Origin of the sequence: Streptomyces sannanensis, assembly GCF_039536205.1 — a bacterium.
Lineage (GTDB): Bacteria > Actinomycetota > Actinomycetes > Streptomycetales > Streptomycetaceae > Streptomyces > Streptomyces sannanensis.
On record NZ_BAAAYL010000001.1, the window covers coordinates 315,353 to 335,178 of the forward strand.

The following is a 19,826-nucleotide window of genomic DNA, read 5'->3' on the forward strand; positions in this document are numbered from 1 at the left end:
CAGCCAGCTCGGGCCCCGACGTCCAGGAGGCTAGTCATACGCATGAAGATCCGACAAGCAGTCAACCTGGGCTGGATTTAGCCATGTTCACGATGCGACCCATTGCAGACCCTCATACGTATGACTAGCCTCCTGGGTTGTCTGGTGCCCGCTCTTGGCGTCCTCATCCTCACAACGGAAGTGACATGTCCCGATACGCGATCCTGACCAACGATCTGCAACGCGATCTGGTCGACAAGAACGAGCAGCGCAAAGCCAACGTGGAGCGGATGACTCCGGACTTCACGCGGTTCCTCTCGGAGATGCGGGAGCTGAACGTCCCAGTCATCCACCTGCAGCTGATCTATGACGAGGGCGACAAGAAGATCGAGCTCCACGATGGCCGCATCCCGGTGCTGCGGGGCACGCCCGGGGCGGAGCTGCTACCGGAGTTCGTGCATCCGTCGGACGTCATCATGGAGAAGAAGAAGGACAGCGGCTTCTTTGAGACGAAGCTTCACGAGTACCTTGAGGAGCACGGAATTGACACCGTGATCATCACGGGGATGCAGGCCCAGGTGTGCATCCAGACCACCGCGGCCGACGCACATTTCCGCGGCTACAACGTGATCGTCCCCTCGGACGGTGTCGTCTCGACGCGTGACGAGGACCGGGTCAGGGCGCTCGAGTGGCTCGCCTCGTACTGCGCAGTGGTAGTTCCGATGACGGACGTGGTCGCCCGCATCCGGGACAAGGCCGGCTTCGACTTCTCCGTCCAGGCGCTGGCGTAACCGGGCGCGGACCAGCAGGGAGGGAGAAGCTTCAGTGCAGGACCTGACGGAGCCGGGTGCTCGGGTCTGGAACGGCCTGGCCGTTCCTCGCGGCTCGGCGGACTCGCCAGACGTGGTCGTCATCGGGGTGCCCTTCGAGGGCGGAGCGGGCGGTGCGGGGGGTGCGTCACTGGGCCCCGGTCGGGTCCGCGAGCTGTCGAGTCGGCTGAAGACGACCGACCGGCGCGGCCACGACGCCTCCGGCCTGCGGCTGCTCGACCTCGGGGATGTCGAGACCTGGCGCTTCGACCTCACCCGGTCGATCGACTATGTCGGAGAGGTCTACCGGTCGGTGTTCCGCGAGGTCACCGCGCCCGTGCTGACCTTCGGCGGTGACCACTCGATCACCTACCCGATCGTCTGCGGCGCCGCACAGGGCCGGCAATTGGGGCTGGTCTGGTTCGACGCCCATCCGGACGTGCTCGATGGCTACCAGGGCTCCACGATCTCGCACGGCTCCCCGCTGCGGCGGATCGTCGAAGAGGGCGCCGTCGAGCCGGAGAACGTGCTACTTGTGGGCACCCGCGCCTACGACGCCGGCGAGGTCGAGTTCATTCGCAAGACCGGCATCAATGAGGTGCCGGCGGCGGTCTTCATGGATGACCCAGCTGGCGCCCGGCAAGCGTACCGGCGGCACATCGAGGAGATCTCCGAGCGCGTCGACCAGTTCTACGTCACGGTCGATATCGACGTGTTGGACGCCTCTTGCGTGCCCGGCACCGGAACCCCGGTGGCCGGCGGCATCGGCACAGGCGAGCTTCTCGGCCTGCTGGAGCAGCTCCCGGAGCCCGTACTCGCCTATGACATCGTCGAGTTCGCACCGAGCCACGACGTCGGCGGCATGACCGGTCACGCGGTCATGGCGATCACCACCGCCTTCCTGGCCCGCATCGCCGCCGCGCGCGGCTGACCCGCGACAGCCCACCTCACCCCGGTAGACGGTCACTACCAAGGAGCATTGCATTGGACGCCATGACCGTGGTCCTGACTCGCCGCAGCGTGCAGACACTCATCGAACTGGCGCCCAATGACGCGGAGTTCGCCTATCTGTTAGGCGGCGCGGCTGCCGCTCCAGACCACGGGAGCCTGCGGCCGTGGCGGTGGGTCCCACTGCGCGGCACGGACCGGGAGACGCTTGGTGCCCGCCTGGCGACCGATGTACCGCCGGAACAGCAGGAGCAGATCGTCCGAAAGGTGCTGCGGGCGCCGTTGATGGCGGCGCTGGTCTTCGCTTCCACTCCAGGTCACAAGATCCCGGAGTGGAAGCAGTTGGCCGCCGCAAGTTTCATGGCTTACGGCCTGATGCTGCTTCTGCATGCCCGCGGTTACGGCAGGATCTGGCGCACAGGCCGACTGTGCGAGAGCCGGGCCGTCCGCGAACTGCTGGGCCTGGCGCCGACGGAGCGGCTGCTTGGCTCACTCGACGTCGGCACTCCCGACGGTGCGAAGCCACCAGTTCGCCGGTCGACCGGGGACATCGCCGACCGGGTCTCCGTCTTCGCACCCACGACAGCCATGCACCAACCGGCGTGATCCCGAGTCCGCACATTCCTCCTATGGAGATCACCATGCCTCCCTCCGGCGCGGCCCGGCCGCCCGCCTTCATCCTCTTCACGGACCTCCCCAAGGCCGGTGCCTATCTGGAGGCCATCGCCGCGCGCGGTCTGCGGAGCCTGGTCATCACCGGGCTGCCCCAGTGGCCGTTGGAACAGGTCGCGGTCTCCTACGTCGGTAAGCCGGGACACCCCTTCGAGGCAGTGGAGCAGCTCGAGTTCCTCCCGGCCGAGGATCTCGCAGGGATCCTCGGCCAAGTCACGTCCTGGGCCGCGGACTATGACATCAGGGGCGTCTTCGCCTCGTCCGAGACCTTCGTCGAGCCCGCCGGGCAGACCGCCGACCTCCTCGGGCTCCCCGGAGTCGGGCTCAGGGCCGCGCGAGTATGCCGGAACAAGCATCTCCAGCGGCTCTACCTAGGTGAGTGGAGCCCCGTGTCGGTGCTCTCGAGTAGCTCTCGTGAGACGGTCCTGACGGCCCTCGCCGACCGGTATCCGCTCATCTCCAAACCACTCGACCTCTACTGCAGCATCGGGGTTCGGGTGCTCAGGGACCGGGAAGCCCTCGAGTCGCACCTTGAGGATCTGGCGTCCGCTTCGCCAGTCCTCCTGGAGCAGCGGCTGTCCGGCCGTGAGTTCAGTGTAGAGACCATCGTCGCAGGCGGCTATCCGGTCTTCTCCGCGGTCACCCAGAAGTTGACTAACGAAGACGAGAGCGACTTCTTCGTCGAGATGGGCCACACCCTGCCGGCCTGCAACCTCACCAAGGACGAGGCCGACCGGCTGAAGGAGGCCCAGGCAGCAGTGCTGGCCCGCCTCAACTTCGGCACTGGCATGGCCCACGGCGAGTACCGCGTTCTCCCGGACGGCCAGATCGCGCTGATGGAGATCGCGGCGCGCCCGCCGGGCGACGGGATACTGCACCTTTACCAGCTGGCCACCGGTGCCTCGATCGAGTCTTCAGTGGTCGACGCGGCACTCGGCCTGCCCGTGCACCACCCGGAACCCAGCCGCTGGGCCCGGCAGATCTACTTTGACCACACTCCGGGGAAGCTGGAAGACATAGCCGTCGATGGCCTCGCCGGGGTGGAACCCTTCTGGGTTGTGGACCACGGCCTGTGGCCGGCGGTCGAGCCGGCCAGTCCCGACGCGCCGCCCGGCCTCCGGAAGGTCCTCGTGCTCAAGGCGCGCGGTGCCGAACTGGGGCCGCTGGCTGACTCCTTCGGCCGGGCCGTCACCGCTCTGTTCGACAGCCCCGACCCGGGTCAGCTCGAGCGGTTCGACTCAACGGTCCGTGAAGCCGTCCGCATCACCGTCAGCTAGCCCAGCCGTCAGCACAGCCGCCCGACGAGACCCGGAGCAGGGAGAAGACGAACACGTGGGACTACGGCCCAGCACGACGCATGGCGAGCAGAGCACCACCCCACCGCCAAGTGCCCGGCGGGGGCTCGCCCAGCGAGCACTAGGACACTTCCCGAAGTCGCGGGCGGCCAGAGTTTTCGTCCTCATCGCGTTCGTGGACGCCTTCGGCCGGGGCTTCTTCCTAGCCGGATCGATGCTCTTCTACACCCAGGTGATCGGGCTCAGCACCGCACAGGTCGGCCTCGGGCTCTCGATTGCCGGGCTCTTCGGGGTTGCCTGTGCCATCCCGACCGGATGGCTCGCGGACCGGTTCGGCGACGGCCCTACCCTGATCGCGTTGCAGCTCTGGCGCGCCGCCGCCTTCCTGGTCTATCCCTTCGTGGACGACTTCCACATGTTCCTGGTAGTCGCCTGCCTTGTCGGCGCGGTGGAGCAAGCGGTCGGGCCAATCATCCAGTCGGTGGCCGGCGCGACGGCCGAGGAAGGCTCGCCCGTCGGGGCCATGGCCCTCATCGCGGTGGCTCGGAATGCCGCGTACGCGCTCTCCGCCGTGATCGCCACGGTGGTCATCACCATGGCCAGCTCCGGCACCTACGTCGGCTTCGTACTGGCCAACGCAGCGGCGTTCCTGGCAACTGCGGCACTGCTGCCGCGGCTTCGGCTCCCACGCAGGGGGTCCCGGGAGGCCAAGCAGCCCGGGGGCTCGGGCTCCAAGCTGCTGCCGTTCAAGAACGCGCGGTTCCTGCTGCTCTCGATGGCCAACGGGATCCTCTACCTGCACGTTCCGATCCTGTCGGTGGCGTTCCCGCTCTGGATCGTCACTCACACCGACGCGCCGCGCGGCCTGATCGGCGCCGCCCTGGTGGTGAACACCGTGCTCGCAGTGGCGCTCCAGGTGCGGCTCAGCAAGGGCGGTGACGACATGGCGCACGCCGGTCGTAAGCAGCGGGCCGCGGGACTGATGCTGGCACTCTTCTGCGTCCTGACAGCGGCTACCGCGTCGATGGGCGCGCTTACGGCTGGCCTGCTACTCCTGCTCGCCTCGGTACCACTCACGCTAGGTGAACTGTGGCAGTCAGCCGGCGGATGGGGCATCTCATATCGCCTCTCCCCCGAAGTGCAGCGCACGTACTACCTGAGTGTCTATCAACTTGGTGCCACTGGCATGACCGTGGCGGGGCCGGCACTGCTCTCCATCGCCGTCGTGAACACGGGTGCCACCGGCTGGCTCGGTCTCGGTGCCGTGTTCGCCCTCACCGGCCTGGCAGTACCACTGCTGGCCCGGCCGACCGAGCTCCCAGCCCCGGCCAACACCGCGCCGACCGACTGAGTCGAACCGCGCCGACCGCGAGGCATCGGTGATGGTCATGCCGAGCGAGTACGACAGCCACCGCCCGCGCTTCGCGAGCCAGGCGACGAACTCGTGGGTCCCGCCGCCGGAGTCCGCACGGATCAGCGTCTGTCGGCCGCGCAGGAACCGCTTGGGCATCTGGGCCAGGGCCAGCTTCGTGGCCTCGATGTGGTCAGCGGCGGTGTTGGAGCCCGCCTTGCCGGGCCGCAGCAGGCCCACGACCGGCTCGCCGGACCCGCCCCGGCCGTGGTCGACGAACCCCATCAGCGGGTGGTGTCCGAAGGTCTTCTTCCAGGTCGCGGCGGCGTCCTGCTTCTCGGAGTGCGGCCAGAACGAGGACGCCGTCCAGGTCCACGATCGCCTGCCCGCCGGCGTCCGGCGCCGCTGCACCGGCCAACTTCCAGACGTATTCGCTGGAAGTGTCAAGTAATCACATTTCGGCAGCAACCAAGGTTATCCGCCGCCGAGATGGATGGCCATGAAATCCAAAAGACTAGAATGGCCGCGCACCAAGGAGAGTGAAAGCCAAGGGATTCCAGGCGACAGGCAGAGACATGAATGGAAACGATCGGGCCCGCACCATAACTGCCACCGATGTAGCGCGCGTGGCGGACGTGTCGCAGTCAACGGTTTCGCTGGTCCTCAACGGCAAATGGCAAGGCAGGATCCGCGAGGAGACTGCGCGGCGCGTGATGACAACGGCTGATGACCTGGGTTACCGGATCAACCAGTCCGCCCGGAGTCTGCGGCTCGGGAGCACCGGTACGGTTCTCCTGGTCGTCCCGACACTGGTCAACCCCGTCTTCGCAACCGTCCACGCCGGCGCTGCTCGCGTCGGTGCGCAGAACGGTCTCGGTGTCGTGGTCTTTCCCCTCGGCGCGGAGGACGGCTTCGGCCTGTTCCCTGCGCCGCGGCATGCGCTCGATGGAGTCATCGCCTGCTCGCTGGCAGCCGAGGCCGTCTCCAACCTACGGGCTGGGCTCCCGTTGGTAGTTCTCGACGATGCCCCTACCCCTGGCACCCCGACCGTGACCATGGACACCGGCGGCGGGATGGCGAACGCGCTGGCTCACCTCACGGCACTGGGTCACCAGCGCATTATGCATCTACGGGCCGAGCGCCTCGCTTGGACGTTCACCCGACGGGCAGAGGTGTTCGACCAGTGCACCCTCAGCCACCCGTACGTGATTGCGAATCATCTCTCGTGCTCCTTCATGCCGGCTGAGGTCCGGGATCGGATGGTCCAGGTGCTCTCCGCTTCCAACCGCCCGACAGCTGTCATCTGTGATGATGACAACATGGCCATGGGTGTCTACGCTGCTGCCAGCGCCCTGAATCTGATCATTGGTGAGGATCTTTCCGTCATCGGCTTCAACGATTTGCCAGCAGCAGCCTTGGTCTCGCCACCCCTCACCACCGTCCGGCTACCGCTCGGGGAACTGGGCTCCCGTGGGATGCAGGCTCTCGTCGACCTTCGCAACGGAGCTGTAAACGAGCCAGCCTCACTCCTGACCGAGCTCATCATTCGGAAGTCCGTCGGTCTGGTATCCACGGGTACCTGACCCGAGTCCGACCCCTCATGTGTGGAGCCACCTGCCTGCAGACGACCACACTTTGGGCTGCCGGCCACACTCACAGGGAAGCCCCAAGAGGTCGGTGCACCTGATTCCGCTTAACGCGACGGCGTCGAGTTTCCCCGAGCGGTAAGCCAACTCGCTCCGCCAACATCACCGCAGGTCAGCGCACCTTTCCTCGCGGTTTCAGCGCCCCAGGCGGGAGTTCAGGAGCAGACAGCCGTCCTCCTGCATAGCCCTCCACTTCGCCGAATCGGATACTTTTCATCCAGTCCTCGCGGGCCTGTGCGACATCCTCGTGGCTCCGCCCGATGAAGTTCCACCACATCTCACGTAGTTATGGCATTTCCGCAGGTCAGGCACATACGCGGCCCTAGAGGGTCAGCAAAAGGTCAGCATCGGGACCTGAAGGTTCATCGCGGCACCGTCGCGCCGTGGCGCCCTTCCGCATGTCAAGTGGCCAGGCCCACGTCCAAGACCTTGGCCGCCTTGCCGATCGAGCCGGGCATGAGGTGACGATAGATCTTGAACGTGGCGTCGATGCTCCTGTGCCCCATCCACTCAGCGACGTCGGTGATCGGGATGCGGTTGGCCCTGGCTCTTCAGTGGAATTCGGTGGTCTGACGTCTCGATAGCAGAACGGTGCCGCTGACCTGTAAGGATGCGAGTGTCTACGTCGTATCCGGCACAAGAGTCAGGGCACCGTTCTGGTGAGACGCCGTACAGGTTGGGATGACGGGCTGCGGGTGCAGGCCGACGGTCGGGGTCTGGTGGGGCATGCGGGGGTGGTCCTCTTGCGGCGCCTGGCGGACCGAACGGGTCTGACCGGCGCGCTGGCCAGGGCGTTTCCGTCCGGGGCCGGGACGGGCTGGCGGGACCGGGCGACGGTGTTCGTGCAGGTCGCGATCGCCATCGTGCTGGGAGCCCGCAGCATCCTGGAGGCCGAGCAGCTCCAGTTGCACCACGGCCGGCTGTTTCCCCGTCCGGTGTCCGATTCCACGATGCACCGCACGCTCGCCTGCCTCTTGCGACGCCTTCAGGTGGTACTCGGCGCAACCTTCCAGTGCCCGAAGCCTGTCCGTGTACTCCTCGGCGCGCTCCTCCAGAGTCAGCCGGACGGCTTCGTCGTCCGCTGCCAAGAGGCCGAACCTCAGGGGCAGTACGGTGCCGTCCGCCATCAGGCGCTGCTGCACCTCCTGGTGTGCGGTGATGTCACGGCGTTTGGGACGCAGGTCCTCCGGCGCGTCACTGACCACCGCGCACAGCGGTCCACCGGTCACTGTCCGCAGGCCGGCAGGAGGCTCGCCTACGCCGCAAAGATCAGCGATACGCAGCGGGTGCTGTTTGCTGGTGATGGAGTAGATGTATACGGCCATGGCTCATTCCTTCTCGCGGGGGGATCCCTTTTCCTGTCGGGCGGTACGCCGAGCCGGACGCCGTGGCCTCTCCACGGGTTCCTGCTCCCTGTCCTCGTCTTCCTCCGCGTCACTGTTGTCACGGTCGGTGACGTCCTTGACGGAGTCGGTGATCGCTTCAACGGCGCCGGAGAGGGCGCCCTTCGTCTTGCCCCGGGCCCCGCTCTCCACGGACTCGCCGATGATGTCGGTCAGCTGGGCCGGCGCTTTCCTTCCGGCTTCGAGATCAAGACGGTTGCACGCCTCGGCGAAGCGCAAATACGTGTCGACGCTGGCCACGACAATGCGAGCGTCGATCTTCAGGATTTCTATCCCCACCAGCGACACGCGGATGAAGACATCGATCACGAGTCCGCGATCAAGAATGAGTTCCAGGACGTCGTAGAGGCTGCTGGTACCACCACCCCGGGCAACACCGCCTCCACCTTGCGGCACCACGGTCATGGTGCCTCCCTTCACCGGCTGTGCTTCAGCCTCGCCGGTCGATCTGTCCACGGGTGTAGCGGCGCGTCCTTTCGTACGCCACGAGATTGCCCTCCTTGTCGAGTGTCACTCGGTAGCTGGCCATCACACTGGTGGTTTCTGGGACGCGTTCCAGTTCGAGTACCTCTACGGCGGCTTCCCATCCGTCATCCGTCGGCTTCAGCGCCGATACCGACTCGGGGGCCCGTCCGAGCAATTCCTTCAGCTGTTCGGCCGCGGAGCGCATGGCCCAAGCCGCATTGCCCTTGGGGGAGCGGCCCTGCGCCTCTTTGGCACTGGCCCGGCCGGTGCCACGGCTACCGCTGGACCGCCGCCGGGCGGGTTCTGGTGCGGCCATGGTCTCTCCGGTGGTTCGGAGCGGGCGCCATATTCCGCGCGCGAAGATACAATCTCATTGTATAGGGACATGTATCGCACAGGCGTGGGTAGCGCCAGCGTTGGCGGCTTTGCCTGAGTCCGTCAGACGAGCGTATGAGACCTGCCCGGGGGCAGCGGTCCACATGATGCGTAGCGTGAGTCCCTTTGTTCCTTAATCGCGGGCTGGGCAGGGGTGTTGGGCCCGGAACTGGGCGTTGTCCCCCTGCCCGTTTCGAAGGGAACCGGTTCATGAAAAACACGACCAAGATCGCTCTTGCTGCCGCGGTCGCCGGTGGATATGTACTCGGACGCACGAAGAAGGGACGTCTCGCCTTCGCCGTGGCGACCTATCTCGCCGGCCGCCGCTTCGCGCTCAATCCTCAGCAGCTGGTGACCGAAGGCCTACACAAACTCGGAGACGTTCCAGGAGTCGCCGAGCTGAACGACCAGCTGCGTGGCGGACTGATGGACGCCGGACGCCAAGCCCTGGCGGCCACCGCCGATCGCCGCCTCGCCGACCTCGCAGATGCCCTCCATGAACGCACGCTTCGCATAGGCGAGAAGAGGGGGGAAGAGTACGAAGAGGGCGAGGAGGAACCGGAGGAGAACGAGGGCGAAGAGGAAGAGGAGGAGGAGCCGGAGGAGGAGCGGTACGAGGGCGAAGAGGAAGAGGAGGAGGAAGAGCCGGAGGAGGAAGAACCGGAGGAAGAGGCCGAGGAGCCCGAGGAGGAAGCAGCTGAGGAGGAGCCGCCACGGCACCGCCGCCGCACCTCGGGGAGCGCCGCCGAGAAGCGGGCGGCCAAGCGCTCTGTTGGCAAGACGGCTGCCCCTTCGAAGATGGCCCCGGCCAAGAAGGCTGCCGCGGAGAGGCCCGCAGCGAAGAGGGCGGCGCCCGCAAGGAAGGCCGCGCAGATACGACCGGCGAAGAGGGCCGCCCCCCCGGCGAAGGAGACGACTGCGGCCAGGAAGACGACTGCGAAGCGAGCGACCGCGAAGAAGGCCACGGCGAAGAAGGCGACTGCCAAGACGGCTGCCGCGCGGCGGAGGTAGGGTCATGGCCAGTAAAGATCTCGACACCGACCGCGGCGAAGGCTCGGGTCTGGAGATGCTTCGCGACGAGCTCGTCGACTATCTCGGTGCCCAGGTGGAGCACCTGGCAGACAGAGCCGGGGACAAACTTGCGGATGTCACCGACCAACTCCTGGACGTCGCCGAGAATGGCGGCAAACTCCCTGCCATCGGCGCCCGGATCCTCAAGGGCGATTCCCCGTTGAAGGCGTTCGTCAGCGAGAAGGCCAAGGGAATCAAGGACAGCGTGCTGGGCAAGGTCAAGGACGTGTTCGGCGGTGGGAAGGGACGCAAGTCCGGCAGCACGAAGGTGATGAACATCGTCGAAGTGCTGGACGTGGGAGTGCCGATTCGCATGGCATACGACCGCTGGACCCAGTACGAGGAGTTCAGCAGCTTCACCAAAGGCGTGCGCAGTGTGTCCAAGGGCGACGAGACCAGCAGCGACTGGAAGGTGAAGGTAGGCCCCTCAACCCGCGGCTGGAAGGCGACTGTTCAGGAACAAGTGCCGGACGACCGCATCGTATGGACCTCCGAGGGTGCAAAGGGCACGACTCGCGGCTGCGTCAGTTTTCACGAGCTCGCACCCAACCTGACGCGCATCGTGCTGGTGGTCGAATACTACCCCTCGGGCTTCTTCGAGAAGACGGGCAACCTCTGGCGTGTCCAAGGACGCCGTTTGCGGCTGGACTTCAAGCACTTCCAGCGGTACGCCACGCTCACCGACAAGGAAGTCGAGGGCTGGCGCGGCGAAATCCGCGACAGCGAGGTGGTCCGTACCCACGAGGAGGCAATGGAAGAGGAGGAAGCGGCGGCTGAATACGAAGGGGACGACGAAGAAGAGGAAGAGGGCTACGACGAGGACGAGGGCCCTGAGGACAAGGAAGAGGAAGAGGAGTACGACAAGGACGAAGAGTGACGGGGCAGCCGTGGAAAGACGCAAGGCAGGGCGGTATGTTCCGTCTCGAGCACGGCTCCCCGCGAATCGGCTGATGCTCCCGAGGCTCCTCAGATCAGATCTCCTTCTCGCTCCAGATCACGGCCTTGAGGTACTCATGCGCCTTACCGGGTTACGACGGAGCCGGCCCCTCCTCGCTGGCGTCGACCAGGACGCCATGAACCTGCCGAAGCTTGGATCCCGGTAGTGCACCGCACACTGGTGGAGTCCTGGGCCCGCACCAGCCCCGTTACTTTCTTCGTGGCCCTGAAACGGGGCTCCTGGCCTCCGGTTTCGGGCACGTCCGAGCCACAGCCGATGTGCTGCGCATCACACTCGGCGTCGTTGGCCCACCGGGCATGAACGGACACGGCCTCCCTCGCCCCATCCGTCACTGCCCGGGCAGGGGGGTGCGCAGCGCTGTGTGCCCCTGGTCCCAGGCCCCGCGGATGTGGGCCGTGAGGCGGTCTTCCAGGAGGATGGTGGCCGCGCAGCCGAAAGCGATGTCCGCCTCCAGGGCGGGCTCGTCGGCGAGGAGGCCGCCGACGACCTCGTGGCGTACGACCTGCTCGTGGACGGCGTCGGCCGCCACGTGCTCGGTGTAGAAATGCTCGGCTGCGGGGCCTGCCCCGCAGCGCCGCATGGCGTTGGCCATGCGGCGGGATCCGGGCGACGAAGTGACCTCGACGCACGCGAAGTGCCCGACGAGCGCACCGCGCAGGGCCCGGTGGAGCCCGAAGAGGGACATCAGGTTCACCGTGGCGAGCAGGGCCGCCGGGGCCCGGTCGAGGTAGCGGCCGTACGTCGGATCCAGGTCGAGGTCGGCCATGAGGTCTGCGAAGAGCTCCGCGTGTATGCGGTCGGCGCGTCCAGCGCCGAACTCGTCGTACTCGACGGCCACCATGGCGGCCTTGGCACGGCCGGTGAGCCGGGGGATGACCCAGGCATGCGGGTCCGCCTCCTTGAGGTGGTACAGGGAGCGCAGGGCCGCGTACTCGCGCAACTGCCACAACTCGCCCTCGGTTTCCAGGTAGTGGCTGAGACTGCCGGAAAGGTCGACGGGCTCGACGAGGAGCGGGGCGAACGCGGCCTCGACCGACTTTGACCCGTCGGACAGTTCAGCCCGCAGAGCGTGCAGGAAGCGGCCTTCGAAGGCCTGGCGCAGCCGCAGCAGGTCGGGATCCCATTCGCGTGCGTCGTCGACGTCATCGAAGCCGCGGTAGTGCAGCTCGTACAGCAGATACAGCGCGAACTGGAGGTCCTCCCCCCACGGATCGGCCCCGAGGACCGCTCCCGGGTCGTACGCCGGAGGGCGGCCGGACCGCAGGGCGTCGGTCACGGCAGCGGACAGTTCGCCCCGTCCCTCGACCAGGCGGGGGCCGACAGCCGTCGCCGTCAGGGCGGAAGGGCTCATCACGGGTTCCTGTCCTCGGGCGGCGAGACGTCTCGCGCGCGGCGGCGGTGGCTCGTGTCACACCACGGGTACGTGCGGCTGCGGCGACAGGTGCACACCGCGACCATGAAGCGGTCGGACCGGACGACCGCCCCGTCCTCCAGAGCGATCTCGATCGGTCCCTCGACCACGACCGGGCCCTGCGGGTCGACGAACACCCGGCGTACGGGCGTCGCCGCGTACGCCGGGTCCGGGGCGCCGGCAGCGGCCCGGTCAGAGGTGTCGGGCACGGATGATCACCAGTTCTTCCCATTGCTCGGCTTGGGCCGCCAGACCCTGGCGCTCCAACCAGGCCCGCCGCGAGCGCAGTACGGGGCCCCACGGTATGGAGGCCGTTGCCGTGACCTCGGCGACCAGCTGCCCGCGGGTCAGCCGGGCGACGGTCTCCTCGGCCCCGCACATCCCCGAATGCACCATCAGCAGGGTGCCCCCGGGGCGCAGCAAAGCCGGAGCGGCCGAGCAGATCCGGTCGATGACCGTGCGCCCGTCGAGACCGGCGTCCCAGGCGCGCTCCGGCCCGTGTGAAGGCAGTCGGGCCCGCGGGGCGGGGACGTACGGTGGATTTGCGACGACCAGGTCGAAGCGGCGCCGGGCGGTACGCGCCGCGAAGTCGCCGTGCAGCACCCGCAGGGGAAGCCGCCGGCGCAGGGCGTTCAGGCGTGCCGTGACCACCGCCGGCCAGGAAACGTCGACCGCCGTGACCCGCGCGCCGCGGCCCGCGGCATGCAGGGCCAGGGCGCCTGTGCCCGTACCGATCTCCAGCACGTCGGTCTGGGGCCCCAGGTCCTCATGGTCGAGCGCCGCCGCGAGGAGTTGGGTGTCTGCCTGCGGCCGGTAGACACCCGGCAGAGCGATCAGGCCCGCGGGCAGTTTGCCCCCAACCAGAGCCGAACAGGACATGGCACATCTCCTTGAGCGACCGGCACGCCCGCCATGACGAATTGCGGAGGCCGGCAGACTGCCGAGGCTTTGCGCCTTCCCATCTAATTGTTCACCATCCGGAAGCCCGCCGTTCTCAGGAGGATCAGACGAAAATCCAATTCGGGCGCACGCCGCATTTCATTACCCGAAAATTCCGGTTGACCATGCAGCGGCAACAGGCTGACCCGTCACGGTGGCCTCCCCTGGGGGATCTATCAGCGGGGTGACCGGATCCAGCCACGAACCTGCTCTTCACGGCCATTACCCGGACGCCGGCGCTTGGCACGGTGGCCCCCAGCATCCGCTTCGTCCTCCGCCCTGCTCGAACGCCGGACGACGGCATCGTCCGCCTGGCGCCGGACCCCACGGCCCCCGCTCTCGCCCACGGCCTCAGCCTCGGCCGGCGCCGTCCGCGGGTGACGCCTGGACCTCGCTCGGTCTGCCATCGCGCCTCCTGCGGTGGCACCTGTCTCCCACCGCCTACCCCGCCTCGTCGCCCCCACGTCTTCCATCCCGTGAGCGCCTTCGAGCGCGGAGCCGGCCGGTGCTTGCTGTCCTAAGGGGCCCGCGCACTGGGTGGGGCCCTCCGCAATACACGGCACGCCGACGGTGACGAACACGCCTAGGCTGGAAGAAGCGTCACAGTGAAATCGGAGGGCACCATGATCATCCTCGGCGTAATTCTGCTTGTCATCGGCTTCGTTACGGGAATCAGCATCCTGTGGACCATAGGCATCATCCTCGCCGTTATCGGAGTCATCCTCTGGATCCTCGGCGCCCTCGGACACTCCGTAGGCGGACGCAAGCACTACTGGTAACAAACACGTCAGCACGGGGAGCTCCGCACGCGGAGGGGGATTCTCCCCGCCCGGAGGAGAGCAGGCAGCCCGACCATGGCCAAGCAGCCGAAGTCATCCCAACCCCCGCACGGCGAGGGCCCCAGCCCACACAGGGGCACCCCAGGACCCGCCCGGCACTCGCAGCGCTGGCTGACCCTCATCTGTACCCGTTGTGCACGTACTCTCGGGCGGCCCCTGCTCCCGGCGCAAACGTGTGACGGCTTCGCGAGGAGCAGGAGGCCTGGTCGCCAAGGCAGGTGGACAAAGGTGCACCGCCCGCAGCGCCCCTCCATCAGACAGCAAAGTCTCGCGGCCACATGGCCGCCGTACCGCAAGCCCCACCTCAGCCACCCGCCCGGCGCATCCCCTGCACGACTGCGGCTGCGCCGTTCTCCCTCCGCCCCGGCAGAAGGACTTGTCCCATGGCTGTCCGACACCAGTTGATCCGGCGTCCCCCTCAGGCGGTGTGGGCGGTGCTCGCGGATCCGGACGCGTACGGAGAATGGGTGGTGGGGCCCTCCGAGTCCACGCCCCTCGATGGCGCCTGGCCCGGGGTCGGCTCGCGACTCCGTTACACCGTCCGCCTGGGCCCCTGGTCGCTCGACGGAGTCACCACTGTCCGGCACACCGAGCCTGGCCGCGAGCTGGAACTGGAGGCCTCCTTCAAGTCCCTCGGTACGGCACGGATCTTCCTCCAGCTCCGGCCGTGGGGCGGGGAGACCCTCGTCGTCTGCGACGAGCACCCCCTGCGCGGCATCGGCGGCACCCTCCACAACCCCGCCACCGAAGCGCTGCTCCAGCTCCGCCACCGCGGCATGCTGGCCCGTCTGGCCAAGGTCGTGGAACGGCGGCACGGCGAGGTGCGCCATGCCTGACGCTGTGGTGATCGGCGCGGGCCCCAACGGGCTGGTGGCCGCGAACCTGTTGGCGGACGCCGGCTGGAACGTGGAGGTCCTGGAGGCCCAGGAGGAACCCGGCGGGGCGGTACGCAGTGACCGCGGTGTCCATCCGGACTACGTCTCGGACGTCTTCAGCGCGTTCTACCCGCTCGCCGCCGCCTCCCCAGTCCTCGCCCGCCTCGACCTCGCCGCCGAGGGACTGCGATGGAGCCACGCCCCGCGCGTGTTGGCCCACCCACTGCTGGACGGCAGGTGCGCGGTCCTCGAACGCCGCGTGCAGGAGACCGCATCCGGGCTGGAGGCGTTCGCGCCGGCCGACGGCGACGCCTGGCGTGACATGTACAGTCTCTGGAGCCGCGTCGGGCCCGATCTCGTCCAGGCCCTGTTCACCCCCTTCCCACCGGTCCGCGCCGGCCTCCACCTGGCCGCGAAGCTCCGAGCTGCGGGCGGACTCCGACTGGCCCGGAACCTGGCCCTGCCCGTGCGCCGCCTGGGCGAGGAGGAGTTCACGGGCGCGGGCGGCCGACTTCTGCTGGCCGGCAACGCCCTGCACGCCGACCTGTCCCCGGAAGCCGCCGGGAGTGGCGGCTTCGGCTGGCTGATGTCGATGCTCGGTCAGAGCCACGGCTTCCCGGTCCCCGTGGGAGGGGCCGACGCCCTGACCGCAGCGCTCGTGGGCCGCCTCCGGCGCCGCGGGGGCGCCCTGCGCTGCGGGGAGCGGGTCACGTCAGTCGTCGTACGCGGTGACAGGGCCGTGGGGGTGCGGACGGCCCGCGGAGAAACGGTAGGCGCACGTCGGGCCGTGCTCGCCGATACGTCGGCAACCGCGCTGTACCGGGACCTCGTCGGGCAGGAACACCTCCCGTCCCGCCTGCTACGGGACCTGGAACGCTTCCAGTGGGACTTCGCGACCTTCAAGGTCGACTGGGCCCTGACCGGCCCGGTGCCGTGGACGGCACGGCAGGCCGCCGGGGCCGGCACGGTCCACGTCGCCGCCGGCATCGACGGCCTGACCCGGTTCGCCTCGCAGATCGCCATGGGGCAGGTTCCCGACGAACCGTTCGCCCTCTTCGGCCAGATGACCACAGCGGATCCCAGCCGCTCACCGGCCGGCACCGAATCGGCGTGGGCCTACACCCACCTGCCCCAGCACATCACCTCCGACGCAGGCCCCGACGGCATCACAGGCCGGTGGGACGCCCGTGAGCAGGAAGCGATGGCGGACCGCATCGAAGCGCAGGTGGAACGGTTCGCCCCCGGATTCCGTACGCTGATCGGCGCCCGCCGCATCCTGGCCCCCACCACCCTCCAGGCCATGAACGAGAACCTCCACAACGGCGCCATCAACAACGGCACCACCGCCCTCCACCAGCAGGCGATCTTCCGCCCCACCCCCGGCACCGGTCGGCCCGAGACCCCGGTCAAGGGCCTCTACCTCGCCTCCGCAGCCGCCCACCCGGGCGGAGGAGTCCACGGAGCACCCGGCGCGAACGCCGCCCGGGCAGCACTCCGGGCCCAGGGATTGCACACCCTCCTCCACCGCGGTCAACGCATCTGACAACCAGTGCCGGCCGGTCTCACCCGCAGCGGAGTGTCAGCGCACCGCACCTCGTGCGCACACGCGGGCCCTCGGTGTCCGCCGTCCCGCGTGACATTTCCCTATCCGGGTAGGCGCCAGCCGTGTCCGGCGGTCGTCCGGGCACGGACGCAAGGAGCAGTCCATGATTCTCATCCTGGGATTGATCATTCTGATCGCCGCCGTGATCATCGGCGTTGTTGGCATATTCGGCAACATGGGAGCCGATCACGCTCTTGGCACCGGCGGCGATTTCTCCATTTTCGGCTACCACGTCATGGGCTCCACGGGAAGTGTCTTCCTGGCCGGGGTCGTCGTGGGCGGCGCCGCCCTGCTCGGCCTGGCCCTGGTCATGCTCGGAGTCCGTCGCTCCGCGCGGGCCCGACGCGGAGCAGGCATGTCACGCCGCGAGGCCGCCGCCGTCGATCGAGAACGCGACGACCTGATCAAGCAACGCGACATCGCCCGCGCCGAGACCGGCGGCCCGGTGGCCGACGCCCCCGGCAGCCGCCGCCACTGGTTCGGCCACCGCACCGCGCCGCGCTGACCCTACCGGCCGGTCGAGCGCAGCGCCTACCCACGATCGGAGCAGGCTTAGCCGATCCGGCCGTACTCAAGGTGCCGGAGTCGCAGGCCGAGGAATCCGTGGAGGGAGACACCAGGCGTGGCTCAGAAGAAGGCGACGAAGGCAGCGGCCAAGAAGACCACAACAGCCTTGAGCACCATGTTCCTCACGGCCCGTACGCCCCGCGCTCCGCCATCTGGCCGGCCTGCGGGACCGGGGTGTCGGGAAAGGTCTGGATGCCCAGTTCCCACTGCGGGATGCTACTGGCCGAGCTCGGCCCGGACATGGTTGCCCTTGCCGGTGGGGCCGGAGGTGTTCTTCCCTCCGGACTGGACGGTCGTGCACACCGGTGTCGCCCCGTACCGGCCCAATGGCGTGCGTGAGGTGTTCGAGAGCAGTGGCGGCGGTGTTTTTGAAGGCGAGGGCCGGCCCGTCGCCGAGGCCTACCGCCACGGCAAGGCCATCGGCGGAGTTGCCGACCAGGTCGAAGGTGCCCTCGCCGGTGTAGATCCCGCTGGTGCGTCTGCGGAGCGCACCTGAAGAAGGTATCTACGGCATGGCCTGGCCGCTGACGGGGCAGCGAGCGAACCGTGGGAATGGCCCCTTATTCCATAAGGGTGTTGAATACTTCGACGCCCAACCCGGCCATCGCACGAACATTTCCGCATCGTCCCCATATCGTATCCATCTGTGGCCGCGGGTGCGTGGTCAACTGTCGCCAGGCACAGTCCGGTTCGTGGCCCTGCCCTCGTCTGGCACTCTCAGACTGGACGCGGAAAATCTGCTCTACTGCCTCTCCCACGAGGGACCCGGGCGGAAGAGGTGGCCCTGTTGCCATTCCAACTGGAATGCTGCCCACTGACGCCCGCACCCTACGGCTGAGCACCACCGTCCAGCCACCCTCGCGTCGCGTGCGGACGGCGCGCCCGCTCCCCCGAGCCACTCGAGACCGCTCCCGCTCCCGACAGGCAACCATCTGATGACTCGTCAGTAAGGTCAGCAAAGGGTCAGCAAGAGTCTGATTAGACCTGGTCACAGGTGCCGACACGTGCAGCTCGCTCCCCACGTCCGAGTGGATCACTTCGACGCAGCGAGCACGCCCCTCCGCATGGCAGGCGGAGGGGCCGGTGCCGGCACCTTGCGACAATGGGACCGATGTCTATAACCCCAGGTCAACGTACTCGTCCGCGCGGTTTGAGCGGCACCGGCGGGAGTTCGGGCGCGGCCAGTCGGCCCCCGTCATAGCCCTTCACCTCGCCGAAGCGGGAGCCCTTCATCCAGTCCCTGCGCGCCTGTTCGATGTCCGCCTGCGAACGCCCGATGAAGTTCCACCACATGACCAGCTCCTCCTCGAAGGGCTCGCCGCCGAGCAGCATCAGGGCGGCGTCGGATTCGGCGCGCAGAGGGAGTTCGGAGCGGCCACAGCCGAGGTAGAGCATCGAGCCGGGGAGTACGGGCACGCCGTCGACATGGGCCTCGCCGGACATGGAGAGCACGGCGTACTCGAAGTCGGGTTCAAGCGGCAAGGAGACCTCGGCGCCCCGGGCGAGGGCGAGGTCGGCGCCGACGATCGGGGTGTAGGTGGTGCCGGGCGAGGCGGCACCGTCGATTTCACCGAGGATCAGGGTGGCGGTGAAACCCGGGGCGGTGACGACGGGTAGCTCGGGGTGGTGCTGGAAGTGCGGTTCGACGTGGCGGTGGCTGTCGGGCAGGGCGACCCACAGCTGTGCGCCGTGCAGGAACCTGGCGTGCGGCCTGGGGCTTTCCTCCGAGTGACTGATCGCCCGGCCGGAGGTCATCAGACCGAGTTCCTTGGGCCGGATGGTCTGGAGGCTGCCCAGGCTGTCCCGGTGCAGTACTTCGCCCTCGTGCAGCCAGCTGACGGTCTGGAGGCCCATGTGGGGGTGGGGCGGAACCTGCATTCCGGGCTGGTCGGCGATGTCGTCGGGCCCGTAGTGGTCGACGAAGCACCAGGCGCCGACCATGCGGCGGCCGAGGTTGGGCAGCAGTCTGCGCACCTCGGTGGACTCGCCGAGCGTTACGCGGCGGGGACTGAGGAGCTCACGCACCGGCTCGGCGACGACGAAGCCCCGGCCGCCGCAGACGGATGGCGTGGCCTGGCGATCGAGATTGCTCATGGCGGTCAACCTATTCCTGTCGCCGTGTTCGTGTCCCGGCGCGCGGCGGCCTCTCCGGCTCACACCGGTGGTGAAATATTCAACCACGGTCCGATGTTGGCCACGGTGTGAGCGAGATCAAGACCGACACCTATTACGAGCACGGAACGCCCGCCGAGCGCTGGGAGCGTGCACAGATGTTCTTCGACGCCAAGGAGTACGTCACCGCGGCGGGCATCCTCACCGGTCTGGTCGAGGAGGAGCCCGGGCAGGTCGCGCCGCGGCTGCTGCTCGCCCGCGCCTACTACCACTCGGCGCAGCTGCGCCGGGCCGAGGCCGAGCTGCGGGCCGTCCTGGAGCGCGACCCGGTGGAGGCGTACGCGCGGCTGATGCTGGGCCGCACGCTGGAGCGCCAGGGCCGTGCTGCGGAGGCGGCCCGGGAGCTGCGACTGGCCGTCGCCATGAACCCGGAGTTCGGGGCCTGACGGGGCCCCGAGTCCGGGAGCCTGACCAGGGGCAACGCACCGGCTCGGCTAGCCTGAGGGCA

At 68.0% G+C, this 19,826-nt stretch carries 21 protein-coding genes and 3 pseudogenes; 14 read left to right on the forward strand and 10 right to left on the reverse strand.

The features are described 5' to 3' along the window. The first annotated feature begins 185 nt into the window (after positions 1-185). The 5 genes from ABD858_RS01460 (at position 186) to ABD858_RS01480 (ending at position 5,054) form a co-directional block, all read left to right on the forward strand. Complete coding sequence (locus ABD858_RS01460) at positions 186-770, forward strand: cysteine hydrolase family protein (RefSeq protein ID WP_345033943.1); 585 nt, start codon at positions 186-188, stop codon at positions 768-770. A 34-nt stretch (positions 771-804) separates the two neighbouring features. Beyond that, positions 805-1,719, forward strand: coding sequence for an arginase family protein (locus ABD858_RS01465; RefSeq protein ID WP_345033945.1), 915 nt, complete (start codon positions 805-807; stop codon positions 1,717-1,719). Between the two features lie 62 nt (positions 1,720-1,781). Beyond that, the gene (locus ABD858_RS01470; protein WP_345044191.1) at positions 1,782-2,342 is read left to right on the forward strand and encodes a nitroreductase family protein; all 561 of its coding nucleotides are present in this window, start codon (positions 1,782-1,784) and stop codon (positions 2,340-2,342) included. A 23-nt stretch (positions 2,343-2,365) separates the two neighbouring features. Further along, the gene (locus tag ABD858_RS01475; protein WP_345033947.1) at positions 2,366-3,685 is read left to right on the forward strand and encodes an ATP-grasp domain-containing protein; all 1,320 of its coding nucleotides are present in this window, start codon (positions 2,366-2,368) and stop codon (positions 3,683-3,685) included. A gap of 184 nt (positions 3,686-3,869) precedes the next feature. Then, on the forward strand, positions 3,870-5,054 hold the full coding sequence (locus ABD858_RS01480; protein ID WP_345044194.1) for an MFS transporter: 1,185 nt from the start codon (positions 3,870-3,872) through the stop codon (positions 5,052-5,054). 21 nt (positions 5,055-5,075) lie between these two features. Here ABD858_RS01480 and ABD858_RS01485 read toward each other — a convergent pair. Beyond that, positions 5,076-5,481 (reverse strand): annotated as a pseudogene (locus ABD858_RS01485) (transposase); the annotation flags it as partial. A 112-nt stretch (positions 5,482-5,593) separates the two neighbouring features. On the opposite strand from ABD858_RS01485, the gene ABD858_RS01490 reads away from it, so the two are divergent. Then, on the forward strand, positions 5,594-6,637 hold the full coding sequence (locus ABD858_RS01490; RefSeq protein WP_345033949.1) for a LacI family DNA-binding transcriptional regulator: 1,044 nt from the start codon (positions 5,594-5,596) through the stop codon (positions 6,635-6,637). Positions 6,638-6,812: 175 nt separating this feature from the next. Here ABD858_RS01490 and ABD858_RS01495 read toward each other — a convergent pair. The 5 genes and pseudogenes from ABD858_RS01495 to ABD858_RS01515 form a co-directional block, all read right to left on the reverse strand. Continuing rightward, positions 6,813-6,977 (reverse strand): annotated as a pseudogene (locus ABD858_RS01495) (pirin family protein); the annotation flags it as partial. Positions 6,978-7,101: 124 nt separating this feature from the next. After that, positions 7,102-7,239, reverse strand: a pseudogene (locus ABD858_RS01500) (tyrosine-type recombinase/integrase); the annotation flags it as partial. An 81-nt stretch (positions 7,240-7,320) separates the two neighbouring features. Further along, positions 7,321-8,025, reverse strand: a complete 705-nt coding sequence (locus tag ABD858_RS36675; protein ID WP_425586128.1) for a GvpL/GvpF family gas vesicle protein — start codon at positions 8,023-8,025, stop codon at positions 7,321-7,323. Positions 8,026-8,028: 3 nt separating this feature from the next. After that, positions 8,029-8,508: a gas vesicle structural protein GvpA gene (locus ABD858_RS01510; RefSeq protein WP_345033952.1), complete on the reverse strand. Its 480-nt coding sequence runs from the start codon at positions 8,506-8,508 to the stop codon at positions 8,029-8,031. Positions 8,509-8,533: 25 nt separating this feature from the next. Next, complete coding sequence (locus ABD858_RS01515; RefSeq protein WP_345033954.1) at positions 8,534-8,884, reverse strand: gas vesicle protein GvpO; 351 nt, start codon at positions 8,882-8,884, stop codon at positions 8,534-8,536. A gap of 269 nt (positions 8,885-9,153) precedes the next feature. Between ABD858_RS01515 and ABD858_RS01520 the strand changes: the two genes are divergently transcribed. Continuing rightward, positions 9,154-9,954, forward strand: a complete 801-nt coding sequence (locus ABD858_RS01520; protein WP_345033956.1) for a histone protein — start codon at positions 9,154-9,156, stop codon at positions 9,952-9,954. Between the two features lie 4 nt (positions 9,955-9,958). Continuing rightward, the gene (locus ABD858_RS01525; protein ID WP_345033958.1) at positions 9,959-10,891 is read left to right on the forward strand and encodes an SRPBCC family protein; all 933 of its coding nucleotides are present in this window, start codon (positions 9,959-9,961) and stop codon (positions 10,889-10,891) included. A 409-nt stretch (positions 10,892-11,300) separates the two neighbouring features. Here the strand turns inward: ABD858_RS01525 and ABD858_RS01530 are convergent, their stop codons facing one another. From ABD858_RS01530 to ABD858_RS01540, 3 genes are read right to left on the reverse strand one after another with little or no spacing between them, the layout of a single operon-like run. Next, entirely contained in the window at positions 11,301-12,323 is a 1,023-nt protein-coding gene (locus ABD858_RS01530) for an iron-containing redox enzyme family protein (protein ID WP_345033960.1), read from the reverse strand. After that, positions 12,323-12,592, reverse strand: coding sequence for a CDGSH iron-sulfur domain-containing protein (locus ABD858_RS01535; protein ID WP_345033962.1), 270 nt, complete (start codon positions 12,590-12,592; stop codon positions 12,323-12,325). The genes ABD858_RS01530 and ABD858_RS01535 overlap by 1 nt, the downstream gene beginning before the upstream one ends. Beyond that, a complete protein-coding gene (locus ABD858_RS01540) occupies positions 12,576-13,262 on the reverse strand; it encodes a HemK2/MTQ2 family protein methyltransferase (protein WP_345033963.1) in 687 nt (228 codons plus the stop codon). Before ABD858_RS01540 ends, ABD858_RS01535 begins: the two co-directional genes overlap by 17 nt. 683 nt (positions 13,263-13,945) lie before the next feature. Here ABD858_RS01540 and ABD858_RS01545 point away from each other — a divergent pair. From ABD858_RS01545 to ABD858_RS01565, 5 genes are all read left to right on the forward strand, one after another. Continuing rightward, on the forward strand, positions 13,946-14,101 hold the full coding sequence (locus tag ABD858_RS01545; RefSeq protein ID WP_345033964.1) for a DUF6131 family protein: 156 nt from the start codon (positions 13,946-13,948) through the stop codon (positions 14,099-14,101). 443 nt (positions 14,102-14,544) lie between these two features. Further along, positions 14,545-14,997 (forward strand): SRPBCC family protein, encoded by a 453-nt coding sequence (locus tag ABD858_RS01550; RefSeq protein ID WP_345033966.1) that lies wholly within the window; start codon positions 14,545-14,547, stop codon positions 14,995-14,997. Further along, complete coding sequence (locus ABD858_RS01555) at positions 14,990-16,579, forward strand: phytoene desaturase family protein (RefSeq protein ID WP_345033967.1); 1,590 nt, start codon at positions 14,990-14,992, stop codon at positions 16,577-16,579. The genes ABD858_RS01550 and ABD858_RS01555 overlap by 8 nt, the downstream gene beginning before the upstream one ends. A 163-nt stretch (positions 16,580-16,742) precedes the next feature. Beyond that, complete coding sequence (locus tag ABD858_RS01560) at positions 16,743-17,144, forward strand: hypothetical protein (protein ID WP_345033968.1); 402 nt, start codon at positions 16,743-16,745, stop codon at positions 17,142-17,144. Between the two features lie 330 nt (positions 17,145-17,474). After that, positions 17,475-17,702 (forward strand): hypothetical protein, encoded by a 228-nt coding sequence (locus ABD858_RS01565; protein WP_345033969.1) that lies wholly within the window; start codon positions 17,475-17,477, stop codon positions 17,700-17,702. 632 nt (positions 17,703-18,334) lie between these two features. Here the strand turns inward: ABD858_RS01565 and ABD858_RS01570 are convergent. After that, on the reverse strand, positions 18,335-19,300 hold the full coding sequence (locus tag ABD858_RS01570) for a pirin family protein (RefSeq protein WP_345033971.1): 966 nt from the start codon (positions 19,298-19,300) through the stop codon (positions 18,335-18,337). A gap of 176 nt (positions 19,301-19,476) precedes the next feature. Here ABD858_RS01570 and ABD858_RS01575 point away from each other — a divergent pair, with 176 nt between their 5' ends. Continuing rightward, the gene (locus ABD858_RS01575) at positions 19,477-19,764 is read left to right on the forward strand and encodes a tetratricopeptide repeat protein (RefSeq protein ID WP_345044196.1); all 288 of its coding nucleotides are present in this window, start codon (positions 19,477-19,479) and stop codon (positions 19,762-19,764) included. The last annotated feature ends 62 nt before the right edge of the window (positions 19,765-19,826 follow it).

Excerpts from the sequence above, each read along its gene's own strand:
- ABD858_RS01460 (WP_345033943.1), top strand. The coding sequence starts at position 186 with ATGTCCCGATACGCGATCCTGACCAACGATCTGCAACGCGATCTGGTC.
- ABD858_RS01470 (WP_345044191.1), top strand. The coding sequence starts at position 1,782 with ATGACCGTGGTCCTGACTCGCCGCAGCGTGCAGACACTCATCGAACTG.
- ABD858_RS01475 (WP_345033947.1), top strand. The coding sequence starts at position 2,366 with ATGGAGATCACCATGCCTCCCTCCGGCGCGGCCCGGCCGCCCGCCTTC.
- ABD858_RS36675 (WP_425586128.1), bottom strand. The coding sequence starts at position 8,025 with ATGGCCGTATACATCTACTCCATCACCAGCAAACAGCACCCGCTGCGT.
- ABD858_RS01510 (WP_345033952.1), bottom strand. The coding sequence starts at position 8,508 with ATGACCGTGGTGCCGCAAGGTGGAGGCGGTGTTGCCCGGGGTGGTGGT.
- ABD858_RS01515 (WP_345033954.1), bottom strand. The coding sequence starts at position 8,884 with ATGGCCGCACCAGAACCCGCCCGGCGGCGGTCCAGCGGTAGCCGTGGC.
- ABD858_RS01520 (WP_345033956.1), top strand. The coding sequence starts at position 9,154 with ATGAAAAACACGACCAAGATCGCTCTTGCTGCCGCGGTCGCCGGTGGA.
- ABD858_RS01525 (WP_345033958.1), top strand. The coding sequence starts at position 9,959 with ATGGCCAGTAAAGATCTCGACACCGACCGCGGCGAAGGCTCGGGTCTG.
- ABD858_RS01530 (WP_345033960.1), bottom strand. The coding sequence starts at position 12,323 with ATGAGCCCTTCCGCCCTGACGGCGACGGCTGTCGGCCCCCGCCTGGTC.
- ABD858_RS01540 (WP_345033963.1), bottom strand. The coding sequence starts at position 13,262 with ATGTCCTGTTCGGCTCTGGTTGGGGGCAAACTGCCCGCGGGCCTGATC.
- ABD858_RS01545 (WP_345033964.1), top strand. The coding sequence starts at position 13,946 with ATGATCATCCTCGGCGTAATTCTGCTTGTCATCGGCTTCGTTACGGGA.
- ABD858_RS01550 (WP_345033966.1), top strand. The coding sequence starts at position 14,545 with ATGGCTGTCCGACACCAGTTGATCCGGCGTCCCCCTCAGGCGGTGTGG.
- ABD858_RS01555 (WP_345033967.1), top strand. The coding sequence starts at position 14,990 with ATGCCTGACGCTGTGGTGATCGGCGCGGGCCCCAACGGGCTGGTGGCC.
- ABD858_RS01560 (WP_345033968.1), top strand. The coding sequence starts at position 16,743 with ATGATTCTCATCCTGGGATTGATCATTCTGATCGCCGCCGTGATCATC.
- ABD858_RS01570 (WP_345033971.1), bottom strand. The coding sequence starts at position 19,300 with ATGAGCAATCTCGATCGCCAGGCCACGCCATCCGTCTGCGGCGGCCGG.
- ABD858_RS01575 (WP_345044196.1), top strand. The coding sequence starts at position 19,477 with ATGTTCTTCGACGCCAAGGAGTACGTCACCGCGGCGGGCATCCTCACC.